The sequence below is a fragment of the Peristeroidobacter agariperforans genome (assembly GCF_004138335.1).
Classification (GTDB): Bacteria; Pseudomonadota; Gammaproteobacteria; order Steroidobacterales; family Steroidobacteraceae; genus Steroidobacter; species Steroidobacter agariperforans.
In genome coordinates this window covers 1,124,806-1,141,350 of record NZ_RYFW01000002.1, presented here as the reverse complement: position 1 = coordinate 1,141,350, position 16,545 = coordinate 1,124,806, and the positions used below count along the sequence as shown (strand labels likewise).

The window sequence follows — 16,545 nt, the reverse complement described above, 5'->3', positions numbered from 1 at the left end:
GCGGGCATGCACCCATGCCCGCGGCGCGGCGTCGAAGGGAAATGGGCCGTGCCCGCGATACCGATTCCTCCATGAACGACGGCACGCACGATGGCCTCTCGTTCTTCACGATTGGCTGCGGCCTTGAGACAAGCTCACATTCGCTTCGGTGTCATTGCCATGGCCGTGCTCGCACTCACGGAATCGGCGCGTGCGGACGATTGGAATACCAGCGGCACGCTGTACCTGCAGTTCGCGAATATGGACGGCCATACCGAGGTGCGCGGGCGGCAAGCCGATGTCGAGGTGAGCTCCAGCGAATTGCTCGATCATCTCGACATGGCGGGCATGATGGTTCTGCGCAGCGAGAAGGAGCGCTATGCGTTGACCATCAACGCCGTATTTACCGGACTCAGCGCCGACGCTGCCGCTGCGAATGGTGCGTTCTACGACCTCGATGTCACGCAGGATATGGTCGAGCTGGCGTGGTCGTGGCGCATGGACGAGCGCTACGAGTTGTATGTCGGCGGGCGGTATCAATCATTGTCGGTGGACCTTTCGGTCAAGTTGCCGACGGGCGCCAGCGATGCAGCAGCCAAGACCAAGCGATTGTTCGATCCCGTGCTGGGCGCGCGCGCTGCGTGGCCACTCGGGCAAGCGTTCACTCTGATAGCACGCGCCGACGTCGGCGGGTTCGGCGTTGGCTCCGACCTCACCTGGAGTGCGCTGGCGGCACTCGACTGGGGCCTCTCTGAAAACTTCGGCCTGGTGCTCGGCTATCGCGCACTGGACACCGACTACAGCGACGGCTCGGGCGAGGATCGATTCAAGTTCGACATGCTGGTTGCCGGCCCGCTGCTCGGCCTGCGCTACAACTTCGGCCCATGAGATCGTTATCCGTCGGAGCCGTGATCGTCGCCTTGCTGCTGAGCGCCGTGGCGCTGAGCGGCGCGACTGCAATCGAACACGCCGATACTGTCGCCGACCACGTCGTCGATATGTCTTCGTGGTCGGCGACTCGCATCGCTGCCTATCGCAACCGGGCCCCACTCAAGCAGAAGCCCGAGGCAATACTCAGGATCCCGAGCATCGGCCTGGTCGTCCCTGTGTTCGCGGGCACGAGCCCGGAGATTCTCGACCAGGCTGCGGGCCGCATCGAACGAACGTCGCCTTTCGGTGCGTCGGGAAACACGGGCATCGCGGCCCATCGCGACGGTTTCTTCCGTGCCCTGCGCAATGTGAAAGTCGGCGATGTCCTGCAGGTAGACCTGCCCGACGCAACTGTGAGCTACCGAATCGTGAGCACGCGCATCGTCGATCCTTCCGAAACCGGCGTGCTGCGTGCGACGACCGAGCCGACCATCACACTCGTCACGTGCTATCCATTCTACTTCGCCGGCTCAGCCCCGCAGCGCTTCATCGTGCGCGCCACACGAGCGCCAAACGCCGAAGATATCCGGCTGAGTCGGGCACACGGCTGACCACCATCTGCGTATGGTCTGACCGTCGAGCGCGGATTCATATGCTCGTTCCAAACTCTCCGTGCGCAATCCCCCACGATGCTCGACCTGTTGCAGGACATGACGACGCGACTCTGGCACGACCTGCTGGCCCGGCCGAGCGGACCGTTCGCATTCCGATTCCTACTGCAGCCGACGATGGCCGCCATCGCGGCGATCCGCGCCGGAATCGTCGATGCACGCACCGGCCGCTCGCCGTACTTCCTCGCGCTGTGGACCGAGCCCGGCGAACGCAAGGCACGCCTGCATGAGGGATTGGCGGCGACCGGCCGGATCTTCCTGCTCGGACTGATCATGGACACCGCCTACCAGTTCGTCGTGCTGAAGAAGTTCTATCCGCTGGAGGCGATCATCGTCTCCGTCGTGCTCGCCGTCCTGCCCTACTTTCTGATCCGTGGACCGGCCGCGAGAATCGCGCGCTGGTGGCAGTCCCGGCACGGAGCCCATCACCGAGCCGTGCATCGATGAAGGCCATGATCTCATCGCAATCGCCATCGGATGAAATCTCCGTCGAGCTGTCCTCCCGCCGGACGGGAATGTCGTTTCATCGCACGCGCCTGAGCGCGGACCGCACGCTCATGTCCATCATCCGCACCTCGCTCTCGTTGCTCAGCTTCGGCTTCACCATCTTCCAGTTCTTCCAGAAGCTCGCCGAGAACAACATCGTGAACACTGCGCACTCGACGCGCGCGTTCGGCATGACGCTGGTGTGGATCGGCATCGGCATGCTGGCGCTCGGCATCCTGTTTCACATCCAGTTCATGCTCGGCCTGCGACACGAGCGCAGTCACATGAAAGAAGAAGGATTGATTCACGCGGAAAGTCATTTCCCGGTGTCCTTGACGCTGCTCACCGCCATCGCGCTGCTGGTCCTCGGGATCGCCGCGATCGTGAGCATGACGTTTCGCGTCGGGCCGTTTGGTTGATGGGATTCGTAACGAGGAGTAGCCATGGCACGTGCAGCGAAGAAATCCGACAAGCCCAATATCCTGGTGATCTGGGGCGATGACATCGGCATCGCCAATCTCAGCTGCTATTCGCACGGGTTGATGGGATATCAGACGCCGAACATCGACCGCGTCGCGCGGGAAGGCATGATGTTCACCGATTCGTATGGCGAGCAGTCCTGCACGGCCGGGCGTTCGTCGTTCATTACCGGACAGAGCGTGTATCGCACGGGGCTGTCGAAAGTGGGCATTCCCGCCTCGCCCATCGGCATGCCCGAGGGCATCGTGACCATCGCGGCGCTGCTGAAGAATCAGGGCTACGCGACCGGCCAGTTCGGCAAGAACCATCTAGGCGACCTGAACCGGCACCTGCCAACCGTACACGGCTTCGACGAGTTCTTCGGCAACTTGTATCACCTCAACGCCGAGGAAGAGCCGGAGATGGACAACTATCCCAACGAAAAGGATTTTCCCAATTTTCGCAAGCAATTCGGGCCGCGCGGCGTGCTCCGCTCGTGGGCCGCCGACAAGGACGACGCGACCGAGCAACCGCGCTGGGGCCGCATCGGCAGGCAGAAGATCGAGGACACCGGGCCGCTGACCAAGAAGCGCATGGAAACCTGCGACGATGAATTCGTCGCCGCCGCGAAGAATTTCATCAAGCGACAGCACGAAGCCGGCACGCCGTTCTTCACGTGGGTGAATACGACCCACATGCATTTCATCACGCACACGAAGAAGGAGAGCCTTGGCCAGGCGGGCCGCTGGCAATCGCCCTACCACGACACCATGATCGATCACGACCGTCATGTCGGCGAGCTGCTCGACCTGCTCGATGAGTTGGGCATCGCCGAGAACACGTTTGTGATGTATTCCACCGACAACGGGCCGCACATGAACTCGTGGCCCGATGGCGCGATGACGCCGTTCCGCAGCGAGAAGAACACCAACTGGGAAGGCGCGTTCCGCGTGCCGATGCTGGTGCGCTGGCCGGGCAAGATCAAGGCAGGCTCGGTGTCCAATGAAATCATCCAGCATCATGATTGGTTGCCGACCTTCCTGGCGATGGCAGGCGAGCCTGACATCGTCGAAGAACTCAAGCGCGGCGGCTACCAAGCCAACGGCCGCGAGTACAAGAATCACATCGACGGCATGAATCTGCTGCCCTATCTCACCGGCGAGCAGCCGAAGAGCCCGCGCAATTTCTTTTTCTATTTCAGCGACGACGGCGACATGCTCGGGCTGCGCTACGACAACTGGAAGATAGTCTTCATGGAGCAGCGCTGCCAGGGCACCTTGCAGGTGTGGGCGGAACCGTTTACCCGGCTGCGCGTGCCGAAGTTCTTCAACCTGAGAACCGATCCGTTCGAACGGGCGGATGTTACGTCCAACTCGTACTATGAGTGGATGATACACAATGCATATTTCATCTATGCCGCGCAGGCCGCGGCAGCGCAGTTCGCCGCGACCTTCAAGGATTTCCCGCCGGCGCAGCGGCCCGGCAGCTTCACCGTCGACCAGGCGCTCGCCAAGATGCATGAAGCGTCGAGCGGCGACTAGCCGCCACGGGAGCGTGCGCCATCGTGAATCAATGGATGCTGGACGCGACCCACTTTGCAGTGGCCGTGATCGATCTCATCGCGGTGCTGATCATTCTCTTCGGCACCGCGGCGGCCTTTATCTCCATGCTTCGTGTCATGCGCACGAAGCCCGAGGGGCACCAGCGCCGACTGGTCTGGATTGCGTACGCTCGCTGGCTGGTCGCCGGCCTCACTTTTCAGCTCGCAGCCGACATCATCGAATCGACCATCGTGGAGAGTTGGGATGCGGTCGGCCGGCTGGCGGCCATCGCCGCGATCCGCACCTTCCTGAATTATTTCCTCGAGCGCGATATCGCCGACGTCCGCGAGCGCGATGCAGCCCGCGCCGAGGCCGCCTCGATTCCACCGTGAGGTAGGCTCGTGCCCCAGCGCTCATGCCGCATCCTGTTGTTCGCCACGCTGCTGGTCGCGACGGCGGTTGCATCTGCGGATCCGTTGGCATCGTGGGCGGACGGCGCCGGCAAAAAAGCCATCGTTGACTTCGTTGCCGGTGTCACCCGAGAAGACAGCGCTGACTACGTCCCGCCCCGCGAGCGCATCGCTGTGTTCGACAACGACGGCACGTTGTGGGCCGAGCAGCCGATCTACTTTCAGTTTGCCTTCGCGATCGATCGTGTGAAGACGCTCGCGTCGGTGCACCCGGAGTGGCGCACGACCGCGCCGTTCAAGGATCTGCTGGCCGGCGACACCAAAGCACTGGCCGCCTCGGGAAAACAAGGGCTACTGCAAGTCATGGCGGCGGCGCATACCGGGATCACCACAGAAGACTTCAGCACCATCGTCGGCTCCTGGCTCGCGACGGCGAAACATCCGCGATTCCAGCGCCAGTACACCGAGCTTGCGTATCAACCCATGCTCGAGTTGCTCGATTACTTGCGCAGCCAGAACTTCAAGACCTTCATCGTCTCGGGCGGCGGCGTGGAATTCATGCGAGTGTTCGCGGAGCAGGTTTATGGCATTCCGCCCGAACAGGTCATCGGCTCCTCGGCCGTCACGAAATTCGTGCCCGTGGGAACCAACGGCAAACCCGCGCTGATCAAGGAGCCGCAGGTCGAGTTCATCGACGACGGACCCGGCAAGCCATCGGGCATCAATCGCTTCATCGGCCGCCGCCCGCTGCTCGCGTTCGGCAATTCGGACGGCGACCTGCAGATGCTGCAGTGGACGGCGGGCGGCGCCGGACCGCGCTTCGTCGCATTGCTTCACCACACCGATGCCGATCGTGAGTATGCATACGACCGGCAATCTCCTGTCGGCAAGCTCGATAAGGCACTCGACGAAGCACGGCGGCAGCAGTGGCTCGTCGTCGATATGAAACGCGACTGGTTACGCATCTTCAGCGCAGGGAAATAACAACATGACTGCGATGACAGCATTGAGAGGCATGGTGTTCGTACGCGGCGGCACCTATCTGATGGGCTCCGACCATCACTATCCGGAAGAAGCGCCCGCGCACCATGTCACCGTCGACAGCTTCTGGATCGATGTGACGCCGGTGACCAATCGGCAGTTTCGCGAATTCGTCGAAACGACCGGCTATGTCACTCAGGCGGAGCTGCCGCCGGATCCCAAAATGTATCCGGGCGCGCTGCCTCACATGTTGAAGCCGGGGTCGCTGGTATTCGCGCCACCGAAGCATCGGGTCGACTTGCGTAACTGGCAAGCGTGGTGGCGATTCAAGTTCGGCGCGAACTGGCGCCGGCCCTACGGTCGCGCCGCCTCGAACCGTCATCTCAGCGATCATCCGGTCGTGCACGTAACCCATCAGGACGCCCTCGCTTACGCGCGATGGCGCGGCAAGGAGTTGCCGACGGAAGCCGAATGGGAGTTTGCCGCCCGCGGCGGCCTGGCTGGCGCCGAGTTCGCCTGGGGCGACGAGCTCACCCCTCGCAATCGTCATCTCGCCAACACCTGGCAAGGCGAGTTTCCCTACCAGAATCTCTCCAGCGACGGGTATCCGCGCACCTCGCCCGTGAAAGCGTTTCCTCCCAATCCCTATGGCATCTACGACATGATCGGCAATGTTTGGGAGTGGACCGATGATTGGTTCGCCGCGAATCATCCGCCGGACGCCGCGAAGCCCTGCTGCATTCCTCACAATCCTCGCGGCGGCGTCGAACGCGGCAGTTACGACCCTTGCCAGCCGCACATCCTGATTCCTCGCAAAGTACTGAAGGGCGGCTCGTTCCTGTGTGCGCCGAATTACTGTCGGCGCTATCGCCCGGCCGCGCGTCACGCCCAGCCGATCGACTCGTCGACCTGTCACATCGGCTTTCGTTGCGTCGTCAGAAAGGTGGCGACAAACACGGCTTCATCGAGTCAGGAGCGGCCAGCCAGCGCGGTCGCGTGAGCTATTGATCGCTGAACTGCTTGCCGGAAGCGATGAACCACTGGCCTTGCTCGTCCTTACAGAACGGGAAAGTAAACAAGCTCTGCGAGGCGTTGAGCTGCATTCGCAGCTGGAGCCTGCGACAGCGCAAGCCGTCAGTCGACCTCATATCTCCCTGCGCGTCGATGCGACCTTTGAATCCGGTCTTCTTGTTCTCCCACTCGCGCACCGCGCGAGGATCGCTGCTCTCGAGCACGTCCATTACGGCTTGGTACTGCAGCTTCTTGTCCTCGTCGCTCAGCTTCAGCAAGGCACTGTTGCCGAGGATATCGGTGGGCAACGCTGCGACGACGCCGGGCAACCCAGCCACAGCGACGATAGCGAGAACGGCGCGCGAGAAAGATCTCATACCGGCCCGACTCTGTTACAGCCGCGTGCTTGAAGTCAGTGCGAGCTGCGGGCGCACTCCGCTCCCTTCGCACCTATTGCTGCCACGTACCAAAACGCGCTCCCATAAAGCTGTCTCGTCCCCCTGGAGGTCGTGGCGCTGACTCCCCGTGCTATAGCGCATCCCTGGCCTCAACGCCGCCGGTCGATACTTCGCCCGAAGCACACCGGCGGCGCGATTTTTTGAAAGGGAACGAAATGAAGGCCGGATCCGCTCCCCTGTGGTTGGTCTGTATCGTCACGCTCACCGCCGCAAGCTCCGCAGTGCTCGCTCAGACCGACGACGAAATGAATGCGGCAAATAATCCGCTGCAGCCCACTCTGGGCATCAACCTCCATAACCTCTACGTCGACAGTTATTACGGACTCAACGATGCCGACAGCAACAGCGGCCTGCTGCGCGGATCCTTGCCACACAAACTTTTCGGCAAGCCGCAGCTGCTGCGTGGGACGTTGCCGATCGTCACCACGCCGGACTTGTCTCCTGCCGGCGAGCAGACCGATGTGGGCGATCTGAATCTGTTCGATCTGCTACTGATGAAGGCCGGCGAGTTCGAGCTGGGCCTGGGCCCGCAACTCACCGCGCCCACCGCCGGCCGCGATGAAACAGGCACCGGCAAGTGGCAAGCGGGCCTCGCCTTCCTGGCAATCAGCCCGCGGCATTGGGGCATCTTCGGCGGCCTGGTGACCTGGCAGCATTCGTTCGCGGGCGACAGCGACCGTCGCACACAAAACAATCTGCAGGCGCAACCGCTGGTGATATTCAATCTTCCCAAGGGCTGGTACCTGCGCAGTACCGCGACCTGGACCTGGGACCTGCACGAGGGCACCTACTACGTTCCCGTCGGCGCCGGTGTCGGCAAAGTCTGGAAGCCCTCCACCACGACCTGGAACGTGTTCGTCGAGCCACAGTGGACGCTCGCGCACGATGGCGACGGCGTGCCCGAATTTCAGATATACGCCGGGCTCAATCTGCAGTTTCCTCTCTAGACACGGGCTGTTGCGCGCGCTGACCGCGGTTGGACCTAGGTCCAACTGTTCCGGCAGGGATGGCCGTGCCAATTTTGATTCAACGCAGCTCCTGGCCACTGGAACGCAAGCCGCTCATGACGGGTGACTTTCTCAACTATGCCTATCTGATCGGCCTCGTCCTCATCGCGCAGCTGGCGTTGGTCGTGATCGTCCTTGCCTACGTCAGACACGGGAACCCTCAGCGGAATTCAAGCCTCGGCGCCGAAGTCACGCACCATGCGCGCCTGGCCCTCGCCGGCGAGTTGACAGCGTCGATCGCGCACGAGATCGCCCAACCGCTCGGCGCGATTCTCAATAACGTCGAAACGGCCGAGCTGATCCTCAAACAGCGTCAGAACGCAGCGGACGCGGAGGCGCTTGCGCCCATTCTCGCCGACATCAAGCGCGACGACATGCGGGCCAACGAAGTGGTCAACCGCTTACGCGCCCTGCTGCGCAAGCGCGAGCTGAAGCTGGAGCCCATGGATATCAACGCGCTGGTCAGCAGCGCCGTGACACTGATTCGCGCCGACGCGGGCCGCCGACACGTCCAGCTGCGAATCGAGCTGGAGCCGGACCTGCCGCCGGTCGCGGTCGATCCGATTCACTTACAACAGGTGGTGTTGAACCTGCTGGTCAATGGCATGGATTCGATGAACGAGACCCCGCCGCCGACACGCTGGCTGTATGTGCGCACGCGACTGCGGGCCGGCTCGGCGGTCGAAATTGCCGTACGAGACAATGGCCACGGCATCGATGCCGCCGACGCCGGCCGATTGTTCGAATCGTTCTTCACCACCAAGGAGGGTGGCATGGGCCTCGGGCTGTCGATCGCGCGCTCGATCGTCCAGGCCCACGGCGGCACGATCTGGGCCGAGCGCAGCCCGGGCGGCGGTTCGATTTTCGCGTTTCGCCTGCCCCTACCCCAACGTCAACGCCAACGCACTCCGCGAATTGGCATCCCTGAGCTGACGAGTCCTGGAGGCTGATATGGAGCTTTACGATCCACTCACCTGCGACCACCGAATTTATATCGTCGACGACGATGACAGTTTCCGCGGCAGCCTGGCGCGCCTGCTCAGCACCGCAGGGATGTTTCCTGTGCCGTGTCGCAGCGTCGGCGACTATCTGCTGGCAGACCATGCCGACTGTCCGAGCTGCATCGTGCTCGACATGTTGATGCCCGGCCCGAGCGGGCTCGAGCTGCTCGCCTCGCTGGCCCATCAGAAAAGCGCTCCGCCGGTGATCTTCGTCACGGCGTTCAACGACATTCCAGCCACGGTGCAGGCGATGAAAGCCGGCGCCATGGACTCGTTGTCGAAACCGCTCGATACCAAGCGTCTCTTGCAGTCCTTGCGTGACGCCATCTCGCGCGACGCCAGAAGACGCGCCGAGCGCCACGAGCTCGAGCAGCTGCAATCCCGATACTCCGAGCTGACGCCATGCGAGCGCGACATCTATATAGGCGTGGTCCACGGCAAGTTGAACAAACAGATGGCGCTGAAGCTCGGCATCTGCGAACGCTCGATCAAGTCGCACCGCTCCAGTGTCATGCGCAAGATGCGAGTCTCGTCGGTCGCCGGACTGGTGAAGACCGCGAAAATGCTGGATGTGCTGAGCGCCGCAAGTGATATGCAAGCCGTCAACCAGTAGCTCCGCGAGCGCGGAGCTATGGGACGCTTCGCATGCAAGTGTGCCGCGCCAACGTCATCATTGTCGAAGACGACATGGGCTTGAACCGTGCCGTCGCGAGACTGTTGAACATTGCAGGCTTCCACTCCAGCAGCTTCGAATCCGCCGAACGCCTGCTCGAGAGCGCCGCCGCGTCGGGCGCCGATTGTTTTGTTTTCGATATCCATCTGCCCGGCATCAGCGGCGTCGAGCTGCTCGACCGGCTGGACGAGGCCGGCATCCATCGGCCCGTCATCTTCATCACCGCACATGACGATGCGCACACACGCGACGCAGCGCGCGGCGGTTCGTCCTATCTCACCAAACCTTTCACCGGACAGGCCTTGATTCAAGCCATCGACGCTGCGCTCACCCCGTCGCCCTGAACGCGATTTTTTCCTACAACCCCGGCGTCGACGCGCGTTGCGACATATCGAGCACGCGTGGAACCTGGTCCTGCACTGGCCGCTTCGTTGTATGTCATCAGCGCGGGAGCATCGTCATGAGCATCTTTTCACGCATCAAAGACGCGATCTTCGGAGCGAGCGCCAAGGCAGCGCCGGCGCCTTCGCCTTCGACGGCCCCCAAGCCGACTGCGACAGCGGCGCCGAAGCCGGCGGCTACTCCAGCGAGCACTCCATCGACACCTCCGCCTGCCGCAACCGCGGTCGACGTGGAAGCGGTGTTGCAACAGATGGCCGCCAATCAGAAGCAGCAGTTGAACTGGCGCACCTCCATCGTCGATCTGATGAAACTGGTCGGTCTCGATTCGAGCCTGGAAAATCGTAAGGAACTGGCTCGCGAGCTGGGCTACAAGGGCGATACCAACGATTCCGCCGCCATGAATATCTGGCTGCACAAGCAAGTCATGAACCAACTGGCCGCGCACGGCGGCAAGGTTCCCGCTGAATTGAAGGACTGAATCGCGCCGCGCTAAAAATATTGCAGCGGCCGCCCGCCCCTCCTGGAACTTGGCAGCGCGGCGTTCGTTCGTGCCTAACGAACGGACAATTACATTTCTCCAGGGGGCGATCATGCGCACAGTGATGTGTTCCGCGGCGTTCCTGCGCCTGCTGGTCGGCGGCGCTCTGGCCTGCTTCTTTACTTCGTCACCGGCAGCACCCGTGGTGCTGCTGGAAACAGCCAAACTGATTCCATCCGACGGCGCGCCCGATGGCGGATTCGGCCGCTCGGTCGCGATCGACGGCAACGTGGCGGTGGTCACGGCGAACAACCAGCAAGCCACGCACGGCGCAGGAGAAGATTTACTCGGCGCGGCCTATGTTTTCGAGCGCCAGTCGTCCGGCGCTTGGATACAAACAGCCAAACTCACCACGGGCGACGATGGCGATCTGTATGGCATAGACGTAGCTGTCGGCGGCAACGTCATTGTTGTGGCCGCCGTGTTCCGCGGTGAAGCGCACGTGTACGAAAAAATCTCCGGCAGCTGGCAGCAGACTGCAGTCTTGGGAAGCACATTGGGCAGTGGCAGCGGTTTTTCCGTCGCCATCGACAACGGCATCATCGCGATCGGAGAAGAAGAACCGCACGGCATGGTCCTCTACCAGCGCCAGGCCACCGGCTGGGTGCGGATCGCAAGCTATGAAAACGGTCTGCCGCTGGGCGACGACGAGTACTATTCGCCGCGTGTAGATATCTCGCCGAACTACGCCATCCACGGCAGCTGGGGTTTCGACTTCGACCCGCCGACGCTGTCCACCGCCTATATCTACAAGCCGGGCCCGGGCGGTAATTGGGCGCAGCCCACTGTCACGGCGCTCACGCAACCCGGCGGCCCCGGCTTTGCGAACGGCTGGTCCCGGCAAGTGACAATCTCCGCCAACACCGCCTTGATCGACGGCTATGTGTTCCGGGCGGACGCCAACGGGCAATGGCGCTTCGAAACCACGGTGCCGGGCGCCTCCGCACTCGATGACGACGAGGTGACCATTCTCGGTTTTGCCGGTGCGTTCCGTTATGCGCAGCTGCATCGACGCACGACTTCCGGCGATGCTTGGCCCGTTCGCGCCGAACTGGCAGCAAGCGACGAGGCTCGCATCACGTCGATGGGCTCCGATGCCGGCCGTGCGCTGCTCGCGTCCTATCGCGGCCCGACACCCGCAGCTTATCTGTACGAGGTGCCGTCGAACCTCAACCGTAACGCTCTCGTCGAAGACACTTTCCAGGACGGTGATGCAGTCGGCTGGGTCACTACGCCAGGCAGCACCTTTGCGGTCGCCACCAGCGGGACTTCGCGCTTCTACAGGCAAACGAACACCACTGGCAACGCGGCGGCGCTGTGGCAAACGACGCCCAACAACGATCAATCCATTCAAGCCGACATCACGCCGCGCGCGTTCAATGGAGCGGATCGATGGTTCGGTCTGGTGACCCGCTACAGCGACGCCAACAACTACTACTATGTCACCGCCCGTTCCGGCGGCGGCATCCATCTGAAACGTATGCTGGGCGGAACGTTCACGACGTTGGGCACCGCGCCCCTGCCCGTCACCATTGGCGCCACGCATCGCATCCGGCTGGAAGCGGTGGGAGATCACATTCGTGTGCTGGTGAATAATCGCCCTGTCATTCGCGTGCGCGACTCGGGCATCGCCGGCGGCGGTCAGCCCGGAATCATGATGTTTCGTACCCAGGCGGATTACGACAACGTCGTGGTCAACGAGAATCCCGGGTTCACGGCGTTTGTCGACGACTTCCAGTCGATCAACTTCGACTGGAACGTCGTCGCGGGCGAGTGGAATCGTGTCGATACCGGCACGACGTGGGTGCGTCGTCAAAGCGATCTCACGGGCGGCGCTCGCCTGTTGACGATCGGCGCAACGTTCGGCGATCAGATGATCGAAGCCGACTTGCGCCCGACGCAGTTCTCGGGCGCGGATCGCTGGTTTGGACTGATGGCACGCTATCGCGACGACGCGAATTATCACTATGTCACGTTGCGCACCAGCGGCTCGCTGCAGATCCGGAAGCTGGTCAACGGCGTGGCCCAGACCCTGATCAGCGTGCCCTTCACGGTGCAAGCGAATGTTTCCTATCGTGTCCGGCTGGAAGTGGTCGGCACCAGCCTGCGCGTCTATGTAAACGGCGCGTTGCGGGCGGAAGCGACCGACGCATCGATCACGCCCGTCGCCGCCACCGCCGGCGTAGCGATGTACAAGACAGCGCTGGACCTCGACAACGTCGTGACCGCCCAACCCTGATCCGCCGACTGCCAACGGCCAACACCTCGCCTGTTGGCCGTCAGCAGTATTCAGGGCAGAATCTCAGCCAGTTCCGGCTACCGGCGAGGAAGGATCAATGACTGAGTTCACCCGCGTTCCCAACGGATTCGATCGTCGCGATTTCCTCGCTGCCGCGCTGGCCGGCGCCGGCGCCATGGCTCTGGGATCGCCCGCGTGGGCATCGTCCCCCAACCGCTATCCCGCGATCCGCAAGGCCGCCGAAGCCGGACGGGAAGGTTCGATCAAGCGCATTCAGGACTGGATCGCGCACCCGTCCATCGCCGCCGAAAACCTCAACATGAAGGAAGGCGCCGAGTACATGGCCAATCTTGCCCGCGAGGCGGGTTTCGATTCGGCCACCATCATGCCGACCGACGGTCATCCCGGTGTGTTCGCGACCATGGACAACGGCGCCAAACGCACGCTCGCGCTGTACTTCATGTACGACGTGAAGCAGTTCGATCCTGCCGAATGGTCATCCCCGCCGCTGGAAGGTCGCATCGTCGATAAGCCCGGCTTCGGTCGCGCCATCGTCGGTCGCGGCGCCGTGAACCAGAAAGGCCCCGAAGCGACCGTGCTCGCCGCGCTGCATGCGTTCCGAGCGGCCAAGGTGAAACTGCCGGTCAATCTGGTGCTGGTCGCCGAGGGCGAGGAAGAGATCGGCTCGCCGAATTTCCATCAGGTCGTGCAGAGTCCCAAAGTGCTCGCCGCGCTCAAGAAGGCCGAAGGCATCTTCATTCCGGCCAGCTGGCAGGACATGAATGGCAACGTCGCGGTCAATCTGGGCTCCAAGGGTGTCGTCGAGCTGGAGCTGATTGCCAGCGGCGAGCAATGGGGCCGCGGCCCGAAGGGCGACATCCATTCCAGCATGAAAGCCATGGTCGACTCGCCGGCCTGGCGCCTGGTGCAGGCGCTGAACACGCTCGTGACCCCGGACGGCAATACGGCGGCGATCGATGGCTGGTTCGAAAACGTCCGCCCGCTCACGCGGCGTGAGAAAGAACTGATCGCGGAGATCGCCCGCAACGGCGATGAGGCGACTCAGAAGAAATTGCTCGGCGTGACGCGATGGATCGACGACCTGCCGTATGCCCAGGCGCTCGAACGGCTCGCCTCGCAACCGACCGTCAACATCGAAGGCCTGGTCTCCGGATACACCGGCCCCGGCGGCAAAACCATTCTGCCCGGACGCGCCGTCGCCAAGCTCGATCTGCGACTGGTGCCCAATCAAACACGCAAAGAAGCGGTCGAGAAGCTGCGCGCGTATCTGGACAAGAAGGGCTTCGAGGACGTCGAATTGAAAGTCACCGGCGGCTACGATCCCACCGAAACCGCCGAGGACAGCCGCATCATTCGCGCCGAGCTCGCGACTTATAAGCGCGCCGGCGTGAAGGCGACGCTCAATCCGCGACTCGCTGGCTCATGGCCGGGCGCTGTATTCACCGCGCCGCCGGTGTCACTGCCTGCAGGCCACTTCGGCCTCGGCCATGGCTCGGGCGCGCACGCTCCGGATGAGTACTACGTCGTCGAGTCGACCAATCCCAAAGTCGCCGGCATCGTCGACGCAGTGATGGGTTATGTCGATATGTTCTATCAGATCGCCGAAGTGAAATAGCGTGATCCGAATCTTCCGCTGCAGCGATTACATCGAAGCCCATCTCGTCGAAGGTCTGCTTCGAGAGCGAGGCATCGAGACATTCCTGCAGGGCGCGATGCTGCAAGGTGGCCTGGGCGAGCTGCCCGCCCTGGGCCACCTTGCCATCATGGTCGACGAAGCCGACGCCAGCGCCGCCCGGCGCATCATCGACGCCTACGAGCGCGGCGAGCTGCAAATCGACGAAGAGCAGGACGGGTAGAATTTCACTTCGCCTTCGCGCGCACCTGAGCGACCACGTCGAGGATCGCAGCGGTCACCAGCTGCGGCTCGTCGGCCTGGATGTTGTGTCCCGCTGTGGTCGCGACGATATGCTTGCTGTTCGTCGATAGTGCGGCCAGGTCGGCATTCAATCTCTGGCCCACTGCTTTGATCAACGGCTCGACATCGTCGGGCGCGTACGGATCGTTCCATGTCGGGCTCGCGCTGAGCACGATCAATGGTCGATCGCCGAATTTGCCAGTCGCACGCACCAGCTCGGCATTCTTTTTCAGATCCACCCATTCGCGCGAACCTGAAAGATCCGGCCCTTCTCGCCATCCCTTGAGCAAAGCGTAGTTCTTGTCGTCGGGCGATGGCGCCTGCAGCACCTTGGCGACCTCCGGATACATATCGGGATGGGATGAATCGACCAGCACCACGCCGGCGACCGTATTCGGATAGAGATGCGTGAACATCCGCGCGTTCATGCCGCCGTACGACTGGCCCGCGATAACATACGGCGGCTCGATATCAGCCTTCTCGAGCAACTCATGCAGATCCTTCGCCGCGTCGAGACTCGTGCGCGGCAAAGTCGCTTTGTCACTGCGCCCCAAGCCCGCCCGATCGTAAGCGCAGACACGCGTCGTCTTCGCAATGTCGCGAATGATGACCGGCCAACCTCGGCTGAGATTCCACGACGTGACCGTCTCGAGCGAAACACCGCCGCCTGGCTCGATGATCACCGTCGGCGCCCCGCTGCCCTGACAGTTGTAGCGCAACGAGCGCCCGCCGATATCGATACTCGTAAAGCCCGGCACCGGCTCCGCAGAAGGAGCGCTCGCATCCCACTGTTGCTGGCCATGCGCGCAGAACGGGGCAAGCGAGGCTAGAGTGAGGCCGAGGAGACGATGCATGCCAATCTCGATTGATGGTTACGACCCAGCGCCTACGGTCGCGGGATAGGCTTCCGCCAATGCCACCGAACCTGCTTCCAGCAGGGACTTCAGGTTGGAAATGATCTTCGGCCAACCGCCGGAGACCGCTTCGATGAGTTGCGAGGATTCCCGCTCCATGGTGTGAGTGATCGTGAGCTTGATCGATGTGCTGATCGGCTCGAGCTCGATCGTGCACAGCGAAGCGCCTTCAGCCTTGAGCTCCGGCCTCTTCTGATGCTGCCAGCGGATCGTCAGCAAGCGGGGCGGAACGGACTCCACGATCTCACCGTCGTCGAGGACCTGCCCTTCGCCCGACACCATTCTCCACGCTGAGCCGGATGTCCACTGGCTCTCGCAGTGAATACCGAACCAGTACTGCTTCATGAACTCCGCATCTTCGGTCAGTGCCGACCACAGCTGCTGCTGCGTGGTGCGGATATATGTGACGTAAACGAAGGTCGATCTGGCCATTGCAGTCTCCAGTCTTGTGTTAGATCTTCATTGCGCAAACGGCGCGATTGTTTCGGTTCATGATTTGCGTCGCTTCGGTGTGTCGATGGTTTCGCCTGCTTCCAGACGCTGCTTCAGACCGTGCAGCGCCTTGACTCGCGATCTCTCGAATTTGGCGATCCAGCGCTCGTAGATTTCCTGCAGCGGCACCGGATTCAGGAAGTGCAGCTTTTCCCGGCCGCGCCACACGATCGCCACGAGGTTAGCCGCCTCGAGCACGTTGAGATGCTGAGTCACACCCTGCCGGCTCATATCGAGGTGCTCGCACAATTCGTTCAAGGTGCGCCCATCATTTGCATGCAGGACGTCCATGAGCTTGCGCCGGCTGGGATCCGCCAGAGCCTTGAACAACACATCCGTATCCGGGCGTTCTGTCATGAAACCAATATGCAAGTAATGACTTGCCTGAAGAATAGGCAAGGAATTAGTTGCATGTCAAGCGTATCGGAGGCGGAAGCGGCGCTGCTGACTCGACGCGCAGCGCCGGGATGCGGACAC

The 16,545-nt window shown here is 62.3% G+C and carries 20 protein-coding genes; 16 read left to right on the top strand and 4 right to left on the bottom strand.

All coding sequences use genetic code 11. From position 1 onward, the window contains the following. Positions 1-123 precede the first annotated feature (123 nt). The 8 genes from EK373_RS18795 (at position 124) to EK373_RS18760 (ending at position 6,397) form a co-directional block, all read left to right on the top strand. Positions 124-867 carry a TonB-dependent receptor gene (locus EK373_RS18795; protein ID WP_129645246.1) on the top strand — a complete coding sequence of 248 codons (744 nt, stop codon included), beginning with the start codon at positions 124-126 and terminating at the stop codon, positions 865-867. Continuing rightward, positions 864-1,460, top strand: coding sequence for a class D sortase (locus EK373_RS18790; protein ID WP_129645245.1), 597 nt, complete (start codon positions 864-866; stop codon positions 1,458-1,460). The genes EK373_RS18795 and EK373_RS18790 overlap by 4 nt, the downstream gene beginning before the upstream one ends. Positions 1,461-1,538: 78 nt before the next feature. Further along, on the top strand, positions 1,539-1,967 hold the full coding sequence (locus EK373_RS18785; protein WP_129645244.1) for a hypothetical protein: 429 nt from the start codon (positions 1,539-1,541) through the stop codon (positions 1,965-1,967). A 5-nt stretch (positions 1,968-1,972) separates the two neighbouring features. Further along, the gene (locus tag EK373_RS18780) at positions 1,973-2,425 is read left to right on the top strand and encodes a YidH family protein (protein ID WP_198683425.1); all 453 of its coding nucleotides are present in this window, start codon (positions 1,973-1,975) and stop codon (positions 2,423-2,425) included. Positions 2,426-2,449: 24 nt separating this feature from the next. Beyond that, positions 2,450-4,006 carry an arylsulfatase gene (locus EK373_RS18775; protein ID WP_129645243.1) on the top strand — a complete coding sequence of 519 codons (1,557 nt, stop codon included), beginning with the start codon at positions 2,450-2,452 and terminating at the stop codon, positions 4,004-4,006. 23 nt (positions 4,007-4,029) lie between these two features. After that, positions 4,030-4,398: a DUF1622 domain-containing protein gene (locus tag EK373_RS18770; RefSeq protein ID WP_232831154.1), complete on the top strand. Its 369-nt coding sequence runs from the start codon at positions 4,030-4,032 to the stop codon at positions 4,396-4,398. A 9-nt stretch (positions 4,399-4,407) separates the two neighbouring features. Beyond that, positions 4,408-5,400: an HAD family hydrolase gene (locus tag EK373_RS18765; protein WP_129645242.1), complete on the top strand. Its 993-nt coding sequence runs from the start codon at positions 4,408-4,410 to the stop codon at positions 5,398-5,400. A gap of 4 nt (positions 5,401-5,404) precedes the next feature. Next, positions 5,405-6,397, top strand: a complete 993-nt coding sequence (locus EK373_RS18760) for a formylglycine-generating enzyme family protein (RefSeq protein ID WP_198683424.1) — start codon at positions 5,405-5,407, stop codon at positions 6,395-6,397. 1 nt (position 6,398) lies between these two features. Here EK373_RS18760 and EK373_RS18755 read toward each other — a convergent pair whose 3' ends face one another. Beyond that, positions 6,399-6,785 carry an RT0821/Lpp0805 family surface protein gene (locus tag EK373_RS18755; RefSeq protein ID WP_129645241.1) on the bottom strand — a complete coding sequence of 129 codons (387 nt, stop codon included), beginning with the start codon at positions 6,783-6,785 and terminating at the stop codon, positions 6,399-6,401. 236 nt (positions 6,786-7,021) lie between these two features. On the opposite strand from EK373_RS18755, the gene EK373_RS18750 reads away from it, so the two are divergent. From EK373_RS18750 to EK373_RS18715, 8 genes are all read left to right on the top strand, one after another. After that, positions 7,022-7,813, top strand: a complete 792-nt coding sequence (locus tag EK373_RS18750; RefSeq protein WP_129645240.1) for a hypothetical protein — start codon at positions 7,022-7,024, stop codon at positions 7,811-7,813. 65 nt (positions 7,814-7,878) lie between these two features. After that, entirely contained in the window at positions 7,879-8,823 is a 945-nt protein-coding gene (locus tag EK373_RS18745; RefSeq protein WP_198683423.1) for a sensor histidine kinase, read from the top strand. Position 8,824: 1 nt separating this feature from the next. Then, positions 8,825-9,487 carry a response regulator transcription factor gene (locus tag EK373_RS18740; RefSeq protein ID WP_129645238.1) on the top strand — a complete coding sequence of 221 codons (663 nt, stop codon included), beginning with the start codon at positions 8,825-8,827 and terminating at the stop codon, positions 9,485-9,487. A gap of 32 nt (positions 9,488-9,519) precedes the next feature. Continuing rightward, positions 9,520-9,891, top strand: coding sequence for a response regulator transcription factor (locus tag EK373_RS18735; RefSeq protein ID WP_129645237.1), 372 nt, complete (start codon positions 9,520-9,522; stop codon positions 9,889-9,891). A 116-nt stretch (positions 9,892-10,007) separates the two neighbouring features. Further along, positions 10,008-10,427 carry a DUF3597 domain-containing protein gene (locus EK373_RS18730; RefSeq protein ID WP_129645236.1) on the top strand — a complete coding sequence of 140 codons (420 nt, stop codon included), beginning with the start codon at positions 10,008-10,010 and terminating at the stop codon, positions 10,425-10,427. A gap of 112 nt (positions 10,428-10,539) precedes the next feature. After that, positions 10,540-12,726 (top strand): FG-GAP repeat protein, encoded by a 2,187-nt coding sequence (locus EK373_RS18725; protein WP_129645235.1) that lies wholly within the window; start codon positions 10,540-10,542, stop codon positions 12,724-12,726. 97 nt (positions 12,727-12,823) lie between these two features. Then, positions 12,824-14,362 (top strand): M20/M25/M40 family metallo-hydrolase, encoded by a 1,539-nt coding sequence (locus tag EK373_RS18720; RefSeq protein ID WP_129645234.1) that lies wholly within the window; start codon positions 12,824-12,826, stop codon positions 14,360-14,362. 1 nt (position 14,363) lies between these two features. After that, the gene (locus EK373_RS18715) at positions 14,364-14,603 is read left to right on the top strand and encodes a putative signal transducing protein (RefSeq protein ID WP_129645233.1); all 240 of its coding nucleotides are present in this window, start codon (positions 14,364-14,366) and stop codon (positions 14,601-14,603) included. Between the two features lie 4 nt (positions 14,604-14,607). Here EK373_RS18715 and EK373_RS18710 read toward each other — a convergent pair whose 3' ends face one another. From EK373_RS18710 to EK373_RS18700, 3 genes are read right to left on the bottom strand one after another with little or no spacing between them, the layout of a single operon-like run. After that, entirely contained in the window at positions 14,608-15,516 is a 909-nt protein-coding gene (locus tag EK373_RS18710; RefSeq protein WP_129645232.1) for an alpha/beta fold hydrolase, read from the bottom strand. Positions 15,517-15,534: 18 nt separating this feature from the next. Continuing rightward, on the bottom strand, positions 15,535-16,008 hold the full coding sequence (locus EK373_RS18705; RefSeq protein WP_129645231.1) for an SRPBCC family protein: 474 nt from the start codon (positions 16,006-16,008) through the stop codon (positions 15,535-15,537). A 57-nt stretch (positions 16,009-16,065) separates the two neighbouring features. Further along, entirely contained in the window at positions 16,066-16,425 is a 360-nt protein-coding gene (locus EK373_RS18700) for an ArsR/SmtB family transcription factor (RefSeq protein ID WP_129645230.1), read from the bottom strand. Positions 16,426-16,545 lie beyond the last annotated feature (120 nt).